13 protein-coding genes and 1 tRNA gene are annotated in these 18,217 nt (G+C 42.5%); 12 read left to right on the top strand and 2 right to left on the bottom strand.

What is annotated here, in order from left to right; translation table 11 throughout:
* Nucleotides 1-142 precede the first annotated feature (142 nt).
* From folP to J8Z24_RS10140, 6 genes are all read left to right on the top strand, one after another.
* Entirely contained in the window at nt 143-988 is an 846-nt protein-coding gene (gene folP / locus J8Z24_RS10165) for a dihydropteroate synthase (RefSeq protein ID WP_176033246.1), read from the top strand.
* Complete coding sequence (glmM, locus tag J8Z24_RS10160; RefSeq protein WP_252094625.1) at nt 985-2,325, top strand: phosphoglucosamine mutase; 1,341 nt, start codon at nt 985-987, stop codon at nt 2,323-2,325. The genes folP and glmM overlap by 4 nt, the downstream gene beginning before the upstream one ends.
* Nucleotides 2,326-2,405: 80 nt before the next feature.
* Nucleotides 2,406-3,146, top strand: coding sequence for a triose-phosphate isomerase (tpiA, locus tag J8Z24_RS10155; RefSeq protein WP_252094624.1), 741 nt, complete (start codon nt 2,406-2,408; stop codon nt 3,144-3,146).
* A gap of 4 nt (nt 3,147-3,150) precedes the next feature.
* A complete protein-coding gene (secG, locus tag J8Z24_RS10150; protein ID WP_176033243.1) occupies nt 3,151-3,495 on the top strand; it encodes a preprotein translocase subunit SecG in 345 nt (114 codons plus the stop codon).
* Nucleotides 3,496-3,516: 21 nt separating this feature from the next.
* Nucleotides 3,517-3,601: transfer RNA gene (locus J8Z24_RS10145), tRNA-Leu, on the top strand.
* Nucleotides 3,602-4,386: 785 nt separating this feature from the next.
* On the top strand, nt 4,387-6,630 hold the full coding sequence (locus J8Z24_RS10140) for a TonB-dependent receptor (protein ID WP_176033241.1): 2,244 nt from the start codon (nt 4,387-4,389) through the stop codon (nt 6,628-6,630).
* Between the two features lie 349 nt (nt 6,631-6,979).
* Here J8Z24_RS10140 and J8Z24_RS10135 read toward each other — a convergent pair whose 3' ends face one another.
* On the bottom strand, nt 6,980-9,232 hold the full coding sequence (locus J8Z24_RS10135; protein WP_252094623.1) for a TonB-dependent receptor: 2,253 nt from the start codon (nt 9,230-9,232) through the stop codon (nt 6,980-6,982).
* 253 nt (nt 9,233-9,485) lie between these two features.
* On the opposite strand from J8Z24_RS10135, the gene J8Z24_RS10130 reads away from it, so the two are divergent.
* From J8Z24_RS10130 to J8Z24_RS10120, 3 genes are all read left to right on the top strand, one after another.
* Nucleotides 9,486-10,487, top strand: a complete 1,002-nt coding sequence (locus J8Z24_RS10130; RefSeq protein ID WP_176033239.1) for a LacI family DNA-binding transcriptional regulator — start codon at nt 9,486-9,488, stop codon at nt 10,485-10,487.
* 291 nt (nt 10,488-10,778) lie between these two features.
* Nucleotides 10,779-12,041 carry an MFS transporter gene (locus J8Z24_RS10125; RefSeq protein ID WP_252094622.1) on the top strand — a complete coding sequence of 421 codons (1,263 nt, stop codon included), beginning with the start codon at nt 10,779-10,781 and terminating at the stop codon, nt 12,039-12,041.
* A gap of 8 nt (nt 12,042-12,049) precedes the next feature.
* Nucleotides 12,050-13,567, top strand: a complete 1,518-nt coding sequence (locus tag J8Z24_RS10120; protein WP_176033237.1) for a trehalase family glycosidase — start codon at nt 12,050-12,052, stop codon at nt 13,565-13,567.
* Between the two features lie 41 nt (nt 13,568-13,608).
* On the opposite strand, the gene J8Z24_RS10115 is transcribed toward J8Z24_RS10120, so the two are convergent.
* Nucleotides 13,609-14,508: a helix-turn-helix transcriptional regulator gene (locus J8Z24_RS10115; protein WP_176033236.1), complete on the bottom strand. Its 900-nt coding sequence runs from the start codon at nt 14,506-14,508 to the stop codon at nt 13,609-13,611.
* Between the two features lie 155 nt (nt 14,509-14,663).
* Between J8Z24_RS10115 and exaC the strand changes: the two genes are divergently transcribed.
* From exaC to J8Z24_RS10100, 3 genes are all read left to right on the top strand, one after another.
* Nucleotides 14,664-16,184 carry an acetaldehyde dehydrogenase ExaC gene (gene exaC / locus J8Z24_RS10110; RefSeq protein ID WP_252094621.1) on the top strand — a complete coding sequence of 507 codons (1,521 nt, stop codon included), beginning with the start codon at nt 14,664-14,666 and terminating at the stop codon, nt 16,182-16,184.
* 381 nt (nt 16,185-16,565) lie between these two features.
* Nucleotides 16,566-16,850 carry a hypothetical protein gene (locus J8Z24_RS10105; RefSeq protein WP_128731219.1) on the top strand — a complete coding sequence of 95 codons (285 nt, stop codon included), beginning with the start codon at nt 16,566-16,568 and terminating at the stop codon, nt 16,848-16,850.
* A gap of 569 nt (nt 16,851-17,419) precedes the next feature.
* Entirely contained in the window at nt 17,420-18,184 is a 765-nt protein-coding gene (locus J8Z24_RS10100; protein WP_176033234.1) for a class II glutamine amidotransferase, read from the top strand.
* Nucleotides 18,185-18,217: the final 33 nt, after the last annotated feature.

The following is an 18,217-nucleotide window of genomic DNA, read 5'->3' as shown; positions in this document are numbered from 1 at the left end:
CAAAACTTTTGCCTAGTTATCGATCAGATTTTCTTGCCCTAAAATAAAGTGTCATTTAGCGCTTGGTATGAAACGAGACCTGAGTTCTAAAGCTACGCCCCTTTCGAGATCATCCAAAACATAGTAATAATGTAGGTATAGAATGTACGAGTTACGCTTGCCAAGAGCCCGCAGCCTTTCCTTAAATAAGCCTCAAGTAATGGGGGTTTTGAATGCTACTCCTGACTCATTTTCAGATGGCGGAAAATTTATTCACCTAGATAGTGCGGTTGAGCAGGTAAATATGATGCTCGCTGACGGAGCTACCATTATTGATATTGGCGGTGAGTCTACTCGTCCAGGGGCGCCAGATGTAGAGTTGAAGGAAGAGCTTGAGCGCGTGATCCCGATCATCAAAGCTGTTAGGGCACAATCTGACTGTGTTATCTCAGTTGATACCAGTAAAGCTGAAGTAATGAAGCAAGCTATTGAAGCTGGTGCTGATATCATCAATGATGTTCGAGCTTTACAGGAGCCAGGTGCATTAGAGATAGCAGCTCAGTACGCAGAGGTACCTATTTGCCTAATGCACATGCAGGGTGAGCCTCGCTCAATGCAAAATAATCCAAAATATAATGATCTATTTTCAGACATTAGTCAGTTTTTCGAAGCTAGGATCCGTGCGTGCAAGCAAGCCGGAATTGATACCAGTAGGCTGATCTTAGATCCAGGTTTTGGCTTCGGTAAATCTCTGGAGCATAACTTTCAGATTTTAGGTGGACTGAAACAATTTAATTCGTTCAATTTACCTATTCTGACGGGACTCTCTAGAAAGTCCATGTTTGGACAACTACTTACTCGAGAAACTCATGAGCGCGTCGCTGCGAGTCTTGCCGGTGCGCTAATATGTGCACAGCAGGGCGCACATATCATTCGTGTTCATGACGTAAAAGAAACAAGCGACGTACTTAACGTATGGTTAGCGTCGGTCAATGGAGTTACTCAATGACAACAAGAAAGTACTTCGGTACAGATGGTGTAAGAGGTATGGTGGGCGAGTTCCCAATTACACCAGAATTTGCAATGAAGCTAGGCTGGGCAGCCGGAAAGGTTCTGTCTGAAAGAGGAACCAAAAAAGTTATCATTGGTAAAGACACCAGAATATCAGGGTACCTGTTAGAAACAGCACTAGAGGCGGGGTTGATAGCCGCTGGGATCAATGTGATCTTGTTAGGGCCTATGCCTACTCCTGCTGTTGCATATTTAACACAAACCTTCAGAGCTGAGGCAGGTATCGTCATCAGTGCTTCTCACAACCCTTACCATGACAATGGCATAAAATTCTTTGGTGGTGACGGTAAAAAACTGCCAGATGAAGTGGAACTTGCAATAGAAGCGAAGCTCGATGAGCCAATGACGTGCGTAACATCAGAAAAGCTGGGCAAAGCCAAGCGCTTAGACAGTGCAGATGGTCGTTATATTGAATTCTGTAAAGGCCAATTTCCAAAAGAGCTTTCTCTTGAAGGGTTGAAAGTGGTGTTAGATTGTGCGAATGGCGCAACTTACCATATTGCACCGAGTGTAATGCGTGAATTAGGTGCTGAGGTGATCACCACAGCTTGTGAACCTAATGGTTTGAATATCAATGAAAAATGTGGCGCAACGCATGTTGAAGCATTAAAAAAAGCAGTACTGGAGCATCAAGCTGATGTTGGTATTGCATATGATGGTGATGGTGACCGAGTGATGATGGTGGACCATGATGGCCATGTATTTGATGGTGATGATATTGTGTACATTATTGCCTGCCAAGCCCATAGTGATGGTACACTCGGTGGTGGTGTTGTTGGTACCGTTATGTCTAATATGGGTTTAGAGAATGCGCTTAAAGCTAGAGGTATTGCATTTGAGCGTAGTAAAGTGGGTGATCGCTATGTAATGGAGTTGCTCGCTGAAAAGGGCTGGAAAATTGGTGGTGAAAGTTCAGGGCATGTGCTTAATCTTGACCTAATTAGTACTGGTGATGGAATAGTATCGAGCTTACAAGTACTCGCCGCAATGGTTGCACAAAACAAAACCTTGAAGGACTTAGGTGAAGGGTTCAGTAAATACCCGATGAAAATGATTAACGTACGTTACAGTACCAAAGATGACCCAACAGCACACCAATCAGTAAAAGAAGCGGTGTCTGAAGTCGAAGCACTACTTGCTGGAAAGGGAAGAGTGTTACTACGGAAGTCGGGTACCGAACCAGTCGTAAGAGTCATGGTTGAAGCACAACAACAGAAGCAAGTCATCGATTTTGCACAAAAAATCGCTGAAGCTGTTGAATCTGTGAGCAATTAAACTGAAAATTGAATTTATTTCTTGTAACTTCGGGTGAGTAGCGTTAGTATCTCACCCGCTTTCTGCTACGGAGTATCGTAATGGCAACTAGGAAGCAAATTGTTGCTGGTAATTGGAAAATGAATGGCTCAAAAGAGCTACTTAGCCAAATGTCAGAAACATTAAACAGTGAATCATTCCAAGCGGATGTAATTATATTTCCCCCAGCGATGTTAATTGAACAAGCTGTTGAAAAGGGACTCACTGTAGGAACGCAAAGCGTTTCAGAATATAAAGAAGGCGCATACACTGGAGAAATTCAGGCATCACTTGCTAGTTCGTTAGGCGCGACTTACACCTTAGTCGGACATTCCGAGCGACGCGCTTTATATGGCGAAAGTGATGAGGTTGTAGCGAATAAATTTGCCCACGCTCAAGAACAAGGTTTAACTCCGATACTATGTGTTGGAGAAACCGAAGAAGAGAGAGAAAGTGAGCAGACAGAAGAAGCTGTAGCTAGACAAATAAACGCAGTTATCAAGAAATTAGGTATAGCGGCACTAGCTAACTCTGTGATAGCATACGAACCGGTTTGGGCAATAGGTACTGGTAAAACAGCATCTCCTGAACAAGCGCAAGCAGTGCACAAATTTATACGTAATTTGCTGTCTGAGCAAGACGAGCAAATTGCAAAAACACTACGCTTACTTTATGGTGGCAGTGTTAATGAAAAAAATAGTGAATTATTATTCGCACAAGAAGATATAGATGGTGGTTTAATTGGTGGCGCAAGCTTAAAACCTGAAAACTTCCTTTCTATATGTAAAAGTGCAAAAGGATAAGTAAATGTACGAAATTTTAATGGTTGTTTACTTAATCGTTGCTTTAGCGCTTATTGGTATGGTGCTGATTCAACAAGGTAAAGGCGCAGACATGGGTTCTTCGTTTGGTGCTGGTGCATCAGCGACAGTATTTGGCTCGTCAGGCGCAGGCAACTTTATGACAAAGACAACAACAATACTAGCTACAGTGTTTTTTGTACTAAGTATTGTTCTAGGTAACTTAACAACTGGTCAAATAAAGAAAACCAGTGAATGGGAAAACCTAGAGGCACCAGCTGCAACAGTAGTACCTGCTAACAGTGATGTGCCAGCATCAGAAGAAAATCCAGCTTCTGATATTCCTAACTAAGAGTTAGAAAACACCGAATTTGCGAATGTGGTGGAATTGGTAGACACGCCATCTTGAGGGGGTGGTGGCTTCGGCCGTGGGGGTTCAAGTCCCCCCATTCGCACCAAAATAAAAAAACCAGCTTATGCTGGTTTTTTTTCGTCTTTAATTTAGCTACACCGCTCTCGAGTTAATTTATGCCAATTTTCTTAATTAAGTAGTCTATTATGAGTCGAGAAAATCTTGCCGATAACTCCGCTACTGCGTCCTGCTCTCGCTAAGGTACCTATATCCTGTAGGAAGGGCGAAGTTACGCACCAATAGTTGGCTATTGGAGGTGAAGTCAATGCAGCTAGCGCTAAAGCTTTCTGCTAGAAAGGTATTAATTATCCGCAGCTCAATTTTTAGTTATTCTAAATAAGAAACTTTTAACGCTGTGAGCGTCAGATTTACTCCTTCAAATTGAGCAACTATCAAGTCCAATTGGTATTACCCTAATTGGTATGACTGACCTCAACTATCTGATGGATAGTGCAATAGCTAGTATGAGCTACTAGATAGCAGCAGCAATTTCAATTTTTTAATATATAGTACTGGTTTTTGGTATAATATATTGTTGTATATAGACTTTTCTTAAAAATTAAATTTCCAAAATTGGTATTGTTTTGGTTACAAAAACCTAAAAAGTAATTTTTATTAAATAATTATTTCAATTTTACTCAATTCTGACTATAATACCCTTCCAGAGGAAATAGATGCACCTAACGCATCTTTTTTTATGCCTGAAATTTGTATCGTGCTTATCCTTACTCGAACAAAGTATAAGGCAGAAGCAATGGTAGTAAACCCTTGCTTCTCTAGTTTACGACCTCTCGTAACTAGTTCACACACGGTGATTCCTTTGGAGATTATATGATTACAGTTTTACCTCGTCTTGGTTTATCTGCGATTTCAGCTGCTGTATTAGCAGCGGTAGCCCTTCCTAGCACAGCCTTGGCTGAGCAAGCTAATGTAGAGAAAGAAAAACAAGTTTTTGAAAAAATTGAAGTAACCGCTCGTAAGCGTACAGAAAGCTTGTTCGAAACACCTACCGCTATTACTTCGATCGGTGCAGGTGATATTGATAAGGCAAACATCAGTAACCTAGACGATATTGGTAAATTCGTCCCGAACTTGAACATCACTCGCTATGGCGTTGGTAATGCGGCGCATGCTTCTGTATTTATTCGTGGTATTGGTTTACAAGATCACGTGATCACAACTGATCCAGGGGTGGGTGTTTACGTCGATGGTGTTTACCTTGGTCGCCAGATGGGCTCTAACCTTTCACTACCAAATATTGAACGTGTAGAGGTTTTGCGTGGTCCTCAAGGCACGCTATACGGTCGAAACACACTTGGTGGCGCTGTCAATGTGATCACAAAACAACCTGGTGCAGAAGAAGTTGCACGTATTGAGGCAAAAATAGGTTCTCGAGGCCGTTTAGCGACCGATTTATACACAAGCCAAGCGTTAACGGACACACTAAGCTTTTCTGCTAGTGCATCTTATAAAGAGCGTGACGGTGTTGGTAAAGCCGTAAATTTAGCTAATCCTGAAAAAGAAATTGGCGAGGAACAAGAGTATAGCGGTCGTTTAGCTGTAAGATGGCAAGCAACTAACGACTTAGTGATTTCAGCAGCGTTCGATGGTGTTGAAAATGAGTCTGGTCAGTCTCCTTATACCATTGAGTTAACAGCTCCATTAGACCCTAACGATCCATTTAATGGTGACTTCCCACTATTAGATGCGTCAATGTTACCAGACAATCCTGATGATTTGGCAACAGCAGTTGCAGGCATCGAAAGCACTGATTACTCAGGGTGGGGTGGGTCAATTACAGCAGATTGGCAAGCAAGTGACGTTTATTCTGTCAAATTTATTGCCAGCAAGCGTAGCTCTGAATACACCGGTGGTCTTGATGATGATGCCGTGGCGCTTAATCTCTCTGAATTTCCTGAAGAAGGTGGTGCTGATCAGTATTCATTTGAGCTACAGCTAAATGGTACTTATGATTCTTGGGATTTCGTATCAGGTCTTTATTATTTTAACGAAGACGGCTTCACCAGCTCTGGCCCATTTGTATTTAGTCCATGGAATACACCAAACGGCTTATTAAATGATGGTCAGACAGCTTCTTTTGGTGGTTACGGTTATTTCGATATCAATCAAGAGACTGACGCTTATGCGGCGTATATCAATGCAAGCTTTGATGTGACTGAACTTCTTAGCATTGGTGGTGGTTTACGCTACTCTGAAGACAAAAAAGAAGCAGATGCACTGTTCCCAAGTTTTGGTACGCGTAAATACGTAAGTGCAGATTTTGACGAAGTGACGTGGGACGTGAATGCGTCATATCAGCTAACTCGTGACATTAACGTTTACGCACAAGTTCAAAAAGGTTACCAAAGCGGTGGGTTCCCACCACGCCCATTTGGTGGGCCAGATCAATTTGCTGCATTTGAAGAAACCAAAGCGATTAACTACGAAGTCGGCTTCAAAGGTCAAGTTCACGATAATGTGTCTATGATGGTTGCGGCATTCGTAACTGATTATACTGATCTTGCGTTACCATTTAATGACCCAACAGCGGGCGGCGGCTTCGTTACTATCGTAGAAAACGCAGGTGAGTCAAAAGCACAGGGTATTGAACTTGAAACAACGATAGCAATTACGGACGATTTTTCAGTTCGTAGTTCAATCGGCTACTTAGACTCTGAAATTACGCACGTTGATGAAGGGGTGATTGGAATTGGTAAAGGTGACGCTCCAGCACTGACGCCACGTTGGACAGTGATGGTAGCACCATCATACTTCCATGATCTAGACCATGGTGCAACCATTGCTGTAAATGCAAGTTACTCATACCGCTCGGATATGCAGGGGCAGTCTGTTACTCGGGCAAGCGAGTATATTGACTCTCGTGAACTACTAGGTTTTAACATCTCGTATACCAATGCTGAAGGTGATATGGAAGTGACGCTTTACGGCGAAAATGTGCTAAATGAAGTCTACGATGTTGGCCGATTGCAACAAAGTGGCTTCGTTGGTGTGATGCGCAGTAATGATAGAAGTGAGTTTGGTATTAAGTTTAAAAAAGAGTTTTGGCTAGATTAATCGAGTCCTAGTTTCAATACAAAAAAGCCGCTTAGTTTAATTGCTAAGCGGCTTTTTATTTTCCAACTAATCTGAACTTAGGATAATACCAATTTGACTTAATACTTGCTCAATTTGAAGGCGTAAATCTGACGCTAACAGCGTTAAAAATTTCTTATTTAGAACAACTAAAGAGCAAAATTTTACCTTGCCTACACGGATGCAGGCACCTTGGCGATAGCAGGACGCGGTAGCGGTGTTATCGACAAGATTTTCTCACCTCAAAATAGACCACTTAATTAAGAAAATTGGTATAAAATGTGAGTTAATCAACTAAAATACCCATGCTCAAAAGTTACCATTACTATTATCAAAAGGTGTAAGCAACACTGAACTTAACGCTTCTTGGCATGATATAGCGGCCGTTGGGTGAGGTTGGATTACGTGGGTCACCTTCGGTGATCCCTTGTTTGTCAGTGAGGTTATCCACTGCCAGTTGCAGTTTTACCCCTTCCGCAGGCTCAACGATCAGGCCAATATCCAGTTTTTCGTAGCCTTCTAACACGACGGTATTTTCATTATCACCAAAGCGGTCGTCCACAGCTGAAAGCGTACCATACAAAGTGGCGTACATACCTGACATTTCAAAGTCATAGCTTGGGGTAATACGCAGCATCCAATCAGGTTGACGTTGTGCTTTGTTGCCTTCATTGGTCGGACTGTCAGTGATTTCGGTGTCTTGCCATGTCGCATTTAAGTTGACCGATAAACCTGATTCATGGTTATAGCTATAATCGACTTCTACGCCGGTGGCTTCATTGGTTAGGATCTCAGCTGGTACACCTGGGCGTCTAACGAATGTGTCGCCCTTTACCTCATTGGTAAACAAAGTAACAAAGAGGTCGCCAGTTTCACCCATATATTTGTAACCAAGCTCTGCTTGTGTCACTTCTTTTATAAGTGACTCACCTGATTTATAAGTGTTGTAGTTGTCTCGAAAATCATCAAAGTAAGGCATTTTGTAGCCTTTATTCATGCGAGCAAATACCCCTGAATCCAAACTTAAACTGTAATCAGCACCAAGTGTCCATGAAGTTTTTCGCTCATCATAGTCAACTGTCTTGGTGATCACACCGTCCAAATCTTCATCTACTGAATATTCTACCTGATGCTGTTCGCTGCGTAGACCTAAATCCAGTTTTAATGCGTCAGTGGCTTGGTAACTTTGCGTTGTATATACAGCCCATGTAGTAGCGTCTCCCGAGCTGCTAATATCATAGTTAAAAGCACAACCCGTCACATCGCTATTACATGCTATTGCGTTTAGTGCTTCTCCGCCTTGCTCCAAAACATGATAAGCACTATTCCCTAAGCTCCACCAATCCTGTGCCGAGGTGGTGGCGGTATAAATACCAAACGCACTCGACCAGTCGCCATAGGTTTTACTCAAGGCTAAATCATTTGTGAAAGCTTCAATATCTTTTAAAACGACCCATCGGCCATATTGTTGCACTATGGTATCGCCACTATATTCATTACCAGTGACGCTTCCCGTCGCTGTTTCACTATTATCAGCTACTTCACTTAAGCGTACCGCGGCGCCTGCAGGCACTAAGCCAATTGTATTTGCGTCGCCTTTAGTAAGACTAAAGCGGTCGTTTAGCTGCCAACCATTATCGAAATTAACTTTTAAACTACCACCTGATACATGGCCTTTCCAGCCGCGACCATCTCCTATATCGATGTTCATGGCGGTGTTATGCTGACCAAAATAAATTGTTGCCTTGCGATTATTTGTGCCTAACTGAGTAAAGCCAGCATCGACACCTTCAACGTTAAGTGGAGTTGGTAGGTACCACGCACCAGTATCGTCGGTTTGACGGGTATAAAGGTTAAACTCACCGTTAGCGAATTCTTTGGTAAGATTGATTGTGAATTGATGGCCTTTTTCTGAAGTAAAGCCGGCATCGCGGATCCCCGAAGATCGTTTGATATATCCTCCGACCATGTAATAGAGATCATTGGATATTTCGCCACTCAATACGCCGTCTATTCTATGGAGGCCATAATCTGTTGTGGTGTACTTGAAGGTTCCTTCTGTATCTGATTGACCACGTTTAAGCTGAAAGTTCGTGGTCAACCCCGGTTGTCCGTTAGACACAACTGGGTTTGGGCCACCACGCAAGCCTTCCATCATACTAATGGTTTCATCGAGCCTGAAGATTGACGTATTTTCTAAAAAAGAGAGTGTAGGGGCAGGGTAAATAGGACTACCTTGCAAACTCACTGTTAAGAAAGGCGCGTCACCACCGCCCGGAAAGCCGCGAACAAAAACATTAGCACCGGACTCACCACCTGAACTTTCAACCCATATCCCTGGCACAGCTTTAAGTAAATCAGCTGTACTTTTGGGTGCAAGCTTATCGATTTGTACGGCATCAATATTGGTTACCGCAAAACTGGCATCAATTTTTCTTATACCGGCACCGCCAGGGGTACCTGATACAATAATTGTTTCTACTTTTTCTTTGTTTTTATTCGACTGTTGCTCAGCCTGTGCTGTTGTGCTTAACGCAAGTGTTACAGCTGCGGCGATCAAGCTTAATGAGTTCGTTTTTATCACGGCTAAAGCCCTCTTGTTGTTGTCATAGACTGGTATTTTACGACTGTCTATTTTTTAAAATAGATCTTAATGCAAACGTTTGCAATGGTGTTGTTTAAAAATTTGTCATAAAACGATGAAAGGCATGGCAAATATACTTTGATTGGTTATCTTTTATGCTTATTTAGGATAGGAGATTCAATTAGTTATGGTTTAAGATCAAAAAAATTGTAAGAATACTACTCTAGTTAACTGCATGAGTAAGGGGATTTGCTTGGCTTCAACACAATTAAAGTTATCAGACTTGGCAAAATTAGCTGGTGTTTCAACCTCGACGGCGTCCCGTGCACTCAACGATAACCCACTGATAAAAAAAGAAACTCGAGAGCGTATTCAGGCGTTAGCGAAAGAACATCACTTTAGTATCAATGCTGCAGCAAGTCGCCTGCGGATGCAAAAAACCAAAGTTATCGCTGTTATCATCAATCTTGAAGCAGAAACCAAGCAATCGGTTGATGATCCCTTCTTGCTAAAAGTTGTCAGTGATATAAACCGTGCCGTGAATCGTCAAGGGTATGAGTTGCTTCTGTCTAACTCACATATGGCAGGTGAGGATTGGCACGGCTACTTTATTTCTGGTCGTAGAGCCGATGGCGTAATCGTAGTTGGGCAAGGTAAGGAGCAAGCAAAAATCGAACTAGCTGCAAAAGCTGGTACTCCCATTGTAGTGTGGGGCGACCCGAAAACCTCTGCAAACTATCCGATTGTAGGTAGTGATAATTTTGTCGGAGGGTTAACAGCTACCGAGCACTTAATTGCCAAGGGGGCTTCTAAACTGCTGTTTATGGGAGATCCAGCACACGCAGAGTTGGGAGAGCGCTATCGAGGCTTTTGCCACGGGGTGGAGAAGGCCGATGTTACTGCAAAGCTGGTTAGAATTGATATTACCTCAGAAGCCGCCTATGCCAGTATTAATACATTGCTAAGAGAAAATGGGCTGACTTTTGATGGTATTTTTGCGTGTAGTGATATGGTTGCGCTTGGGGCATTAAAAGCATTAAAAGAGCGCTATGTCAGCGTGCCAAATGATGTCAAAATTGTAGGCTTTGATGATATTGCTATGGCGCAGATAAGTTTTCCAGCGCTCACAACAATTAAACAAGACACCCATGCAGCAGCGCAATTACTAGTAGAAAAACTACTCATACAGCTAAGTGGTAAGATGTGTGAATCTCAAGAAGTACCTTCGTCACTGCTTATCAGGCAATCTAGTTAACCTGAAGTTCGGTTATGAGATGAACTAACTCATTGCTGTTAAAGCAGAGCTTAATTTTTCAACTCGTATTAGAAAATAACACTCTGGGTAGCGTGATAGCATGTTTCCAAGCAGAGGTATTTTAGTTGACTCACTAGTTCTAGCTTTGGTTCAGGTTAAATAAGAAAATACAATTACTATCGCAATCATAACGTTAAGGAACTCTTAATGGTTTTGAAATGCAAACGATTGCAAAAGCAAAAAAGTCTGTCTAGACTAAAAAGGAATCACAGTGTCTTAACGAGAATAACAATGAACCGAGCACGTATAATACTTGCGATGGCTGTTAGTTACTTTCTGTTCGCTATTTTGCTCAATAGTGTTGGAACAGTCATTTTACAATCAATTCATTCCTTTGGAATTACAAAACCACAAGCTGCGACATTGGAAGCATTTAAAGATCTTCCCATTGCTATCGTGTCATTTTTAGTCGCCTCCGTCATTCCAAGAGTTGGATTTAAAATCGCTTTGACTGTTGTGCTAGGAGTTGTGGCGCTGATCTGTAGCATTACACCACTGGTTGCTGAGTTTTGGATTTTAAAACTGGTCTTTGCTTCTGTGGGCGCTGCTTTCGCGGTAGTGAAAGTGTCCGTTTACGCGTTAGTTGGGCAAGTAACCGAGGGGAGTAATCAGCATTCAAGCCTTCTTAATTTTATTGAAGGTGTGTTTATGCTGGGAGTGCTTGGCGGGTACTGGGTTTTTGCGGCCTTTATCGATAGCGGTGATAACACACTTGGCTGGCTAAATGTATATTTTGTACTGGCGGTATTAAGTGCATTTACTGCAATCATTGTATGGATCTCGCCCATTGCAAAACCAGAGCCGACACAAGCGGCGGGATCTAATATTTCAGCTTTTACGGCAATGTTGAAGCTCGTCACAAAACCTTTGGTACTGGTGTTTGTCATTTCCGCATTTTTATATGTATTGATTGAGCAAAGTATCGGAACTTGGCTACCTACGTTTAACAATGAAGTCTTGTCTTTACCAGTTGATATAAGCGTGCAAATTACCAGTATTTTTGCAGCCTGTTTAGCACTAGGTCGACTTGGTGCTGGAGTTGTGCTTACCAAAGTACACTGGTATGTGGTGTTAAATGTTTGCCTTATCGCCATGGCTGTACTTGTGGTGTTGACTCTACCCATGACGGAACATATTGAAAAGGCAGCCATAACGTCTTTATTTGACGCGCCACTGGTAGCTTTCTTAATGCCTTTGATTGGACTCTTTATGGCGCCTATATATCCGGTGATTAATTCGGTAATGCTAAGCAGTTTACCTACCACTCAACATGCCTCTATGACCGGGTTAATCGTGGTATTTTCAGCCCTTGGTGGTAGCACTGGCTCTATGATAACAGGGTTCGTATTTCAGCACTTTGGGGGGCAGCAAGCGTTTTATGGCGCGCTTATTCCTATGTGTGTCATTGCGGTATGTTTATATTTTTTCAAATCGATGAGTGAGTCTAGCCAAGCAAATCCAGCTCACACACCAAGTCAACAAAAGGTGAGCTGAGGTTTTACATGCAGTACCAATCAGATTTTTACAACACAGAAATTTTTAAGGCAGTACAAAAGGCCGGTTTGTTTACAGATAGTAAAGCCTTTGCTGACGCCATCGCAAAAATACCACTAGCAGAGATTGAACAGCTGTACGCCAAGCAAAAACCAACAGGAGCGGCGCTGCTGAACTTTGTTCATACGCACTTTGATTTTGTCGCCAGCAAAGAGTTAGAGGCCTTGCCTGACTTTGCTTGTGCACAGCAGTACATCAGTGCACTTTGGTCACGTTTATCCAGAAAACCGAGCACGGTTGCTACAGGCTCTTTATTACCGTTACCTTACCCTTATGTGGTACCGGGTGGGCGTTTCAATGAGATCTATTACTGGGACAGCTATTTCACTGCACTTGGACTATTAGATGCAAATCGAAACGATCTCGTTGAGGGAATGTTAGACAACTTTATCAGTTTGATTGACCGTATCGGGCATGTACCAAATGGCAATCGAGATTATTATCAAAGCCGCTCACAACCACCTGTGACGGCATTAATGGTGGATTTGCTGTGGCAACAAAAGTCTGATGACATGCAGTGGCTCAAGCGAGTTACCCAAGGGTTAATAAAGGAACATAACTTTTGGCAAACCGGTGGTGATGTTGGTAGCACTGAGGGTAATGCGCGGCTGCGTGTCGTCACAATGCCCTGTGGCGGTACATTGAATCGTTATTGGGATCCGCTGGCAGCACCACGTCCGGAGTCGTATGTAGAAGATGTTGAATTGGCTAGTAAAGCAGTAGACCCAAGTGTGCTTTACCAACATATTCGGGCTGCATGCGAGTCGGGATGGGATTTTAGTAGCCGTTGGCTTGCAAACCCCGATGACTTGGCAAGTATCCGCACAACCCAAATTATCCCCGTAGATTTAAATGCACTGCTGGTCTTGCTTGAATTGCAGCTCGCAAGATGTTTAAAGAAACTAAATAATGAAACACAAGCCGAACATTATGATTCGCTGGCGTCAAAACGCAGTGCACTTATCCAGCGTTACTGTTGGTGTGATGAAACAGGCTGGTTTTATGATGTTAACCTTGATGATTATCAACCAACCAAAATTGTTTCACTGGCAGGGGTTGTCCCCATGTTTGCTAAGCAGGTTACACCAGCACAAGCACAGCGAATGGGTGACAAACTAAGATACGATTTTTTAAAATCAGGCGGGCTCGTCAGTACGCTAACCCCTACCTCACAACAATGGGATAGTCCAAATGGTTGGGCGCCACTGCAATGGTTTGCGGTATCGGGGCTAAGATCATATGGTCAAAACCAACTTGCAAGCGAAATTATGCAAGCATGGATTTATGCTGTTGAAACAGGCTTTGCACATCTGGGTTGTTTGCTGGAAAAGTATAACGTGGTAGAGCCAGACAAGCAGGCAGAAGGAGGAGAGTATGTTGTGCAACAAGGCTTTGGGTGGACAAATGGCGTTACCAGTCGCTTTTATCGACTGTTATCACTTGAAAATTCGAGTACTTTGACGTGATGTTAAGGCACTCTTGGCTGTGTACAAGATTAATGGCGTTATCAGTCGCTTTTATCGACTTTTAGCGTCTGAAGTTGATAGTTTTTTGGTGTAATATTAAAGGCTTGTTTAAACGCTCGGCTAAATTGACTCGGGTGCTTGAAGCCGAGTGTAAAACTAACTGCGGTGATCTGAGCCCCAGCTTTTAATTTTGCCTTAGCTTCTGTGAGCCTCCTTGCTTGTAGCCACTGTTGTGGCGTAGTTGCAAATGATTTTTTGAATTGACTAAAAAATCGACTGCGACTCATGCAGCTGAGCTTACAGAGCTTATCTACATCCAAAGGCTGCTCTAAATGCGTCTCCAAATAATGCACTGCTTGGTATAACCCATTGCGATCCGGAGTGTGTTTGACCGCATTGAGCAGAAGATCTCGGCTTTGTTGTTGTAGGAGCCTCGCTATCAGTTCATCCATTGCTAAATCGATAAAGTATTCTCGATTATTTTCATTTTCGCTAAACAGGTGGAACAGCTTTGCCAAACAGTGTTGGGTTTGCCAGTTGTGCTCGGTATGAATTAGCTGTGTTTGGTAAGTCACTTCATCGCAGAGGCTCAGAGATAATCTGTCGCTAACCGCCTTAATTTTCTCTCGGCTGATCTCAATGGCTAAGCAGGTAGTTGGCGAAGATAAGCTCGCATCTGGAAAGTCGATATGTACAGTTTGCTCGGGTGCCAGCACAAAGCTTTGATGTGGCAAAAACGGTTGATGGTAATCACAACTGTCTACATGCATCACTTTTTTGCCACTTACCATAGCGCAAAACAGCACTTCACCGGAGGTAAGCTTTACTTTATTGGCACTTTCATATGTGTCATAGATACTTAGCTCAACATTGTTGGCAGCAAAGCTTACTTTGTTTTCGATCAAACGATCAATGTGACTAACACGTTTCGCAATCTGCAAGCAATATTCTCCTTATCCGATACTTTTTGGACTGTGTGTATATATTCCAAGACGCCTTGTTAAGTTTTTAAAGCTGAATTTGGCTAATGTCAAACAGAAAAACAAATCTGGAACAGTAAGATCCAGGATAAATAACACAAGTTGCAGAGGTCAAAATGATATACGCAAATCCAAATACTGAGGGTGCTGTCGTCAGCTTTAAAACACAATACAACAACTTTATTGGTGGCGAGTGGAGACCACCTGTTGAGGGGGATTACTTTGATAATATAAGCCCAGTAAACGGTGAAGTTTTTTGTAAAGTTCCACGCTCAAGCGCAGCTGATATTGAACTTGCACTAGATGCTGCGCACGCAGCTAAAGCGTCTTGGGGTAAAACATCCGTTACTGAACGCAGTAATATTTTACTTAAAATTGCCGATCGGATTGAAAAAAATCTTGAATATTTAGCTGTTGCAGAAACGTGGGATAACGGAAAGGCTGTACGCGAGACATTGGCGGCAGATGTGCCTTTAGCGGCGGATCATTTCCGATATTTTGCAGGGTGTATACGCGCGCAAGAGGGGACAATAGGTGAAATTGATGAGTCAACCGTCGCGTATCATTTTCACGAGCCTCTAGGGGTAGTGGGGCAGATCATCCCTTGGAACTTTCCATTGCTTATGGCTGCTTGGAAACTTGCCCCCGCGCTTGCTGCAGGCAATTGCGTGGTGCTCAAGCCAGCAGAACAAACGCCGGTCTCTATTTTGTTACTAATGGAGCTGATAGCCGACTTGCTACCAAATGGTGTCGTTAATATCGTTAATGGCTTTGGTCGAGAAGCCGGTGAAGCACTTGCTACTAGCCAGCGTATCGCAAAGATAGCATTTACAGGCTCAACTCCCGTTGGTTCACATATTTTGAAATGCGCGGCGGAGAATATTATTCCTTCAACCGTCGAGTTAGGCGGTAAATCTCCCAATATTTACTTTAGTGATGTGATGCAAGCGGATGATGACTATTTAAGTAAATGTATTGAAGGGGCGGTACTGGCTTATTTCAACCAAGGTGAAGTCTGTACCTGTCCTTCTCGATTACTCGTACAAGAAGACATATATGATGATTTTATCGCAAAAGTGATTGCGCGAACCAAAGCCATCAAGCGCGGTAATCCACTCGACACCGAAACTATGGTTGGTGCGCAGGCTTCACAAGCACAGTTTGATAAAATTCTTAGCTATATAGATATAGGTAAAAAAGAAGGGGCTGAAGTTTTAATAGGCGGCGAAGTAGAAAAGCTTGGTGAAGGTTATCATCAAGGTTTTTATATCCAGCCAACCCTGTTAAAAGGCAACAACCAGATGCGTGTATTCCAAGAGGAAATCTTTGGCCCAGTAATTTCTTTATGCACCTTTAAAGATGAGGCTGAGGCAATAAAATTAGCGAATAGTTCAGAGTTTGGTTTGGGTGCAGGCGTCTGGACGCGAGATATGAATCGAGCATATCACTTTGGTCGTCAAATTGAAGCAGGCCGCGTTTGGACTAATTGCTATCATATGTATCCAGCGCACGCAGCATTTGGTGGCTACAAAAAGTCGGGTATTGGCCGCGAAACGCACAAAAAGGCCTTAGATCATTATCAACAAACCAAAAACCTACTGGTGAGCTATAGCACCAGTCCACTGGGTTTCTTTTAGCCATAGCGGGAGATACCTCCCGCAATCTTAAAGCGCTGCGCCGCCCAGCTAGGGTTAAATACAACGGTATAGTGATAGGGCAATCTCTCACATCCCTAACAGAAATAACGTAAAAAGTAGTAATCTAGTACCTATACTCGCTAAATTTAAAGCGCTGATTTTTTAAAACTATTCCTTATATAACAGTACTTTATTATTTTTCTTGCTTCGAAGTGTATCGTTGGTTGTTTTATGAATATTGTTCGAAAATATAGGCTAATACTTTGGTATACTTGTTTTTTTAAACTAATAACTCTACAATTTTCGACTGATTCTTGGGAGTTCTGGAAAAGAAACTCAAGATTTACACCGCAAATATCACCAATAGCAAACGGAGCTGCTATGTTTAAGTTTATCTCTTGGATCTTTTCGATCACCGCATTTTCACTTTCTTTCTTTTTTATCACGCAAGGCCATTACACGTTGTGTGTGGTGTTACTACTCGCAGGGCTTATTGCTTTGCCAAAGCGTGATACTGAGCTGCAACCGTTAGGTATGCGCTTACATACTAAGCATTTTGCCAATGAATCACGTTCTATCAGTTCAAAAGAAGTCATTAATTTCTTAGTTGCATTTTCACTTGCAGGGCTGAGTCTGGCGTTTCAATGGCAGAGCGTCGTTATATAAAACGGCCAGTCTGATTTTGGGTATCAGCTTGAGGCTGCAAATATGTTTAAACTGATACCTAAAGTTGCTTGTTAAATTTGTGTTAGGGCATCTCCACTTCCTACATGTTGTTCTCAGGCAATCACTCTTGTAACTGGCTAAGCTCTACTCGGATATACGTAATTTAGCCGTTTTAAATTGCAAATTCTGAGCGGTCTACCGCAATATTTTATCTTCATGCAAAGGGTAAGTTTACAGCTTCAATAAAATCCTGAACAATAGTGTGTATAATACGCAAAATGATAAAACAACACAGGTTTTGCTGTTACTTCTATGTTTAACTTATGCTGACGATAAGTCATACGCTTTTGATAGTCTAATTCATTGCTAACTGTTTAATTTACTTTAATAATATACTGTTAGCACAAAGAGCCAAGGGTCAATACCTAGGGTAATACGAGAATGGCAATACTCTTGAAGCTTTCCAGTTAGGCTGATAAATAAAGCGACAATAGGCAAGTTGATTCTTTGCCTAAACTATAGAGTGATTAAGTGAAATCGTGTAATTGATATGTGTGGTTATGTAGTTTATGTGCGAGCTTTTAGGGATGTCGGCAAATGTACCGACGGACATTTGTTTTAGCTTTTCTGGTTTATTAGAGCGAGGCGGTAATACTGGGCCACATAAAGATGGTTGGGGTATTACCTTTTATGAAGGTAAAGGGTGCCGGACATTTAAAGATCCTGAGCCGAGCTGCCAGTCGGAAATCGCTAAATTGGTAAAAGCCTACCCGATTAAAAGCGTATCAGTGATCAGTCATATTAGGCAAGGTAATCGCGGCCGAACCTGTTTAGAAAATACTCACCCATTTACGCGGGAATTGTGGGGCAGAGAAATTACTTATGCGCACAATGGTCAACTGTCTGATTACAAAGACTTAAAAACAGACTTTTATCGCCCAGTGGGCAATACCGATAGTGAGTTGGCCTTTTGTTGGATTTTAGACAAGGTGAGAGAAAAGTATCCTAACAGGCCCTCAAATATGGTGTCAGTGTTTAGGTACATAGCCAAACTTGGGCACATACTTAGGGAGAAAGGAGTGTTTAATATGCTGATCACCGATGGTATTTATGTCTTAGCATATTGCACCAATAACTTACATTGGATAACGCGTAGAGCACCATTTGGCAAAGCAACCCTTATTGACGCTGACATGGTTGTTGACTTTCAAAAGGAAACAACTCCAGACGATGTGGTAACGGTAATAGCGACTCGACCGCTAACAAACGATGAACAATGGCAAAAACTACAGCCAGGTGAGTTTGCACTATTTAAGCTCGGTGAAAAGGTATAAGTTGCATTAGTTCCTTGCCATCAGCCTGTTGGG

Origin of the sequence: Pseudoalteromonas sp. SCSIO 43201 (assembly GCF_023716725.1) — a bacterium.
Taxonomy (GTDB): Bacteria; Pseudomonadota; Gammaproteobacteria; order Enterobacterales; family Alteromonadaceae; genus Pseudoalteromonas; species Pseudoalteromonas peptidolytica.
This window is presented reverse-complemented; position numbering and strand designations above follow the sequence as displayed.

Bases quoted from the DNA above. Each gene is read 5' to 3' on its own strand.
- folP (WP_176033246.1), top strand. From the start codon at position 143: ATGTACGAGTTACGCTTGCCAAGAGCCCGCAGCCTTTCCTTAAATAAG.
- glmM (WP_252094625.1), top strand. From the start codon at position 985: ATGACAACAAGAAAGTACTTCGGTACAGATGGTGTAAGAGGTATGGTG.
- tpiA (WP_252094624.1), top strand. From the start codon at position 2,406: ATGGCAACTAGGAAGCAAATTGTTGCTGGTAATTGGAAAATGAATGGC.
- secG (WP_176033243.1), top strand. From the start codon at position 3,151: ATGTACGAAATTTTAATGGTTGTTTACTTAATCGTTGCTTTAGCGCTT.
- J8Z24_RS10140 (WP_176033241.1), top strand. From the start codon at position 4,387: ATGATTACAGTTTTACCTCGTCTTGGTTTATCTGCGATTTCAGCTGCT.
- J8Z24_RS10125 (WP_252094622.1), top strand. From the start codon at position 10,779: ATGAACCGAGCACGTATAATACTTGCGATGGCTGTTAGTTACTTTCTG.
- J8Z24_RS10120 (WP_176033237.1), top strand. From the start codon at position 12,050: ATGCAGTACCAATCAGATTTTTACAACACAGAAATTTTTAAGGCAGTA.
- exaC (WP_252094621.1), top strand. From the start codon at position 14,664: ATGATATACGCAAATCCAAATACTGAGGGTGCTGTCGTCAGCTTTAAA.
- J8Z24_RS10105 (WP_128731219.1), top strand. From the start codon at position 16,566: ATGTTTAAGTTTATCTCTTGGATCTTTTCGATCACCGCATTTTCACTT.
- J8Z24_RS10100 (WP_176033234.1), top strand. From the start codon at position 17,420: ATGTGCGAGCTTTTAGGGATGTCGGCAAATGTACCGACGGACATTTGT.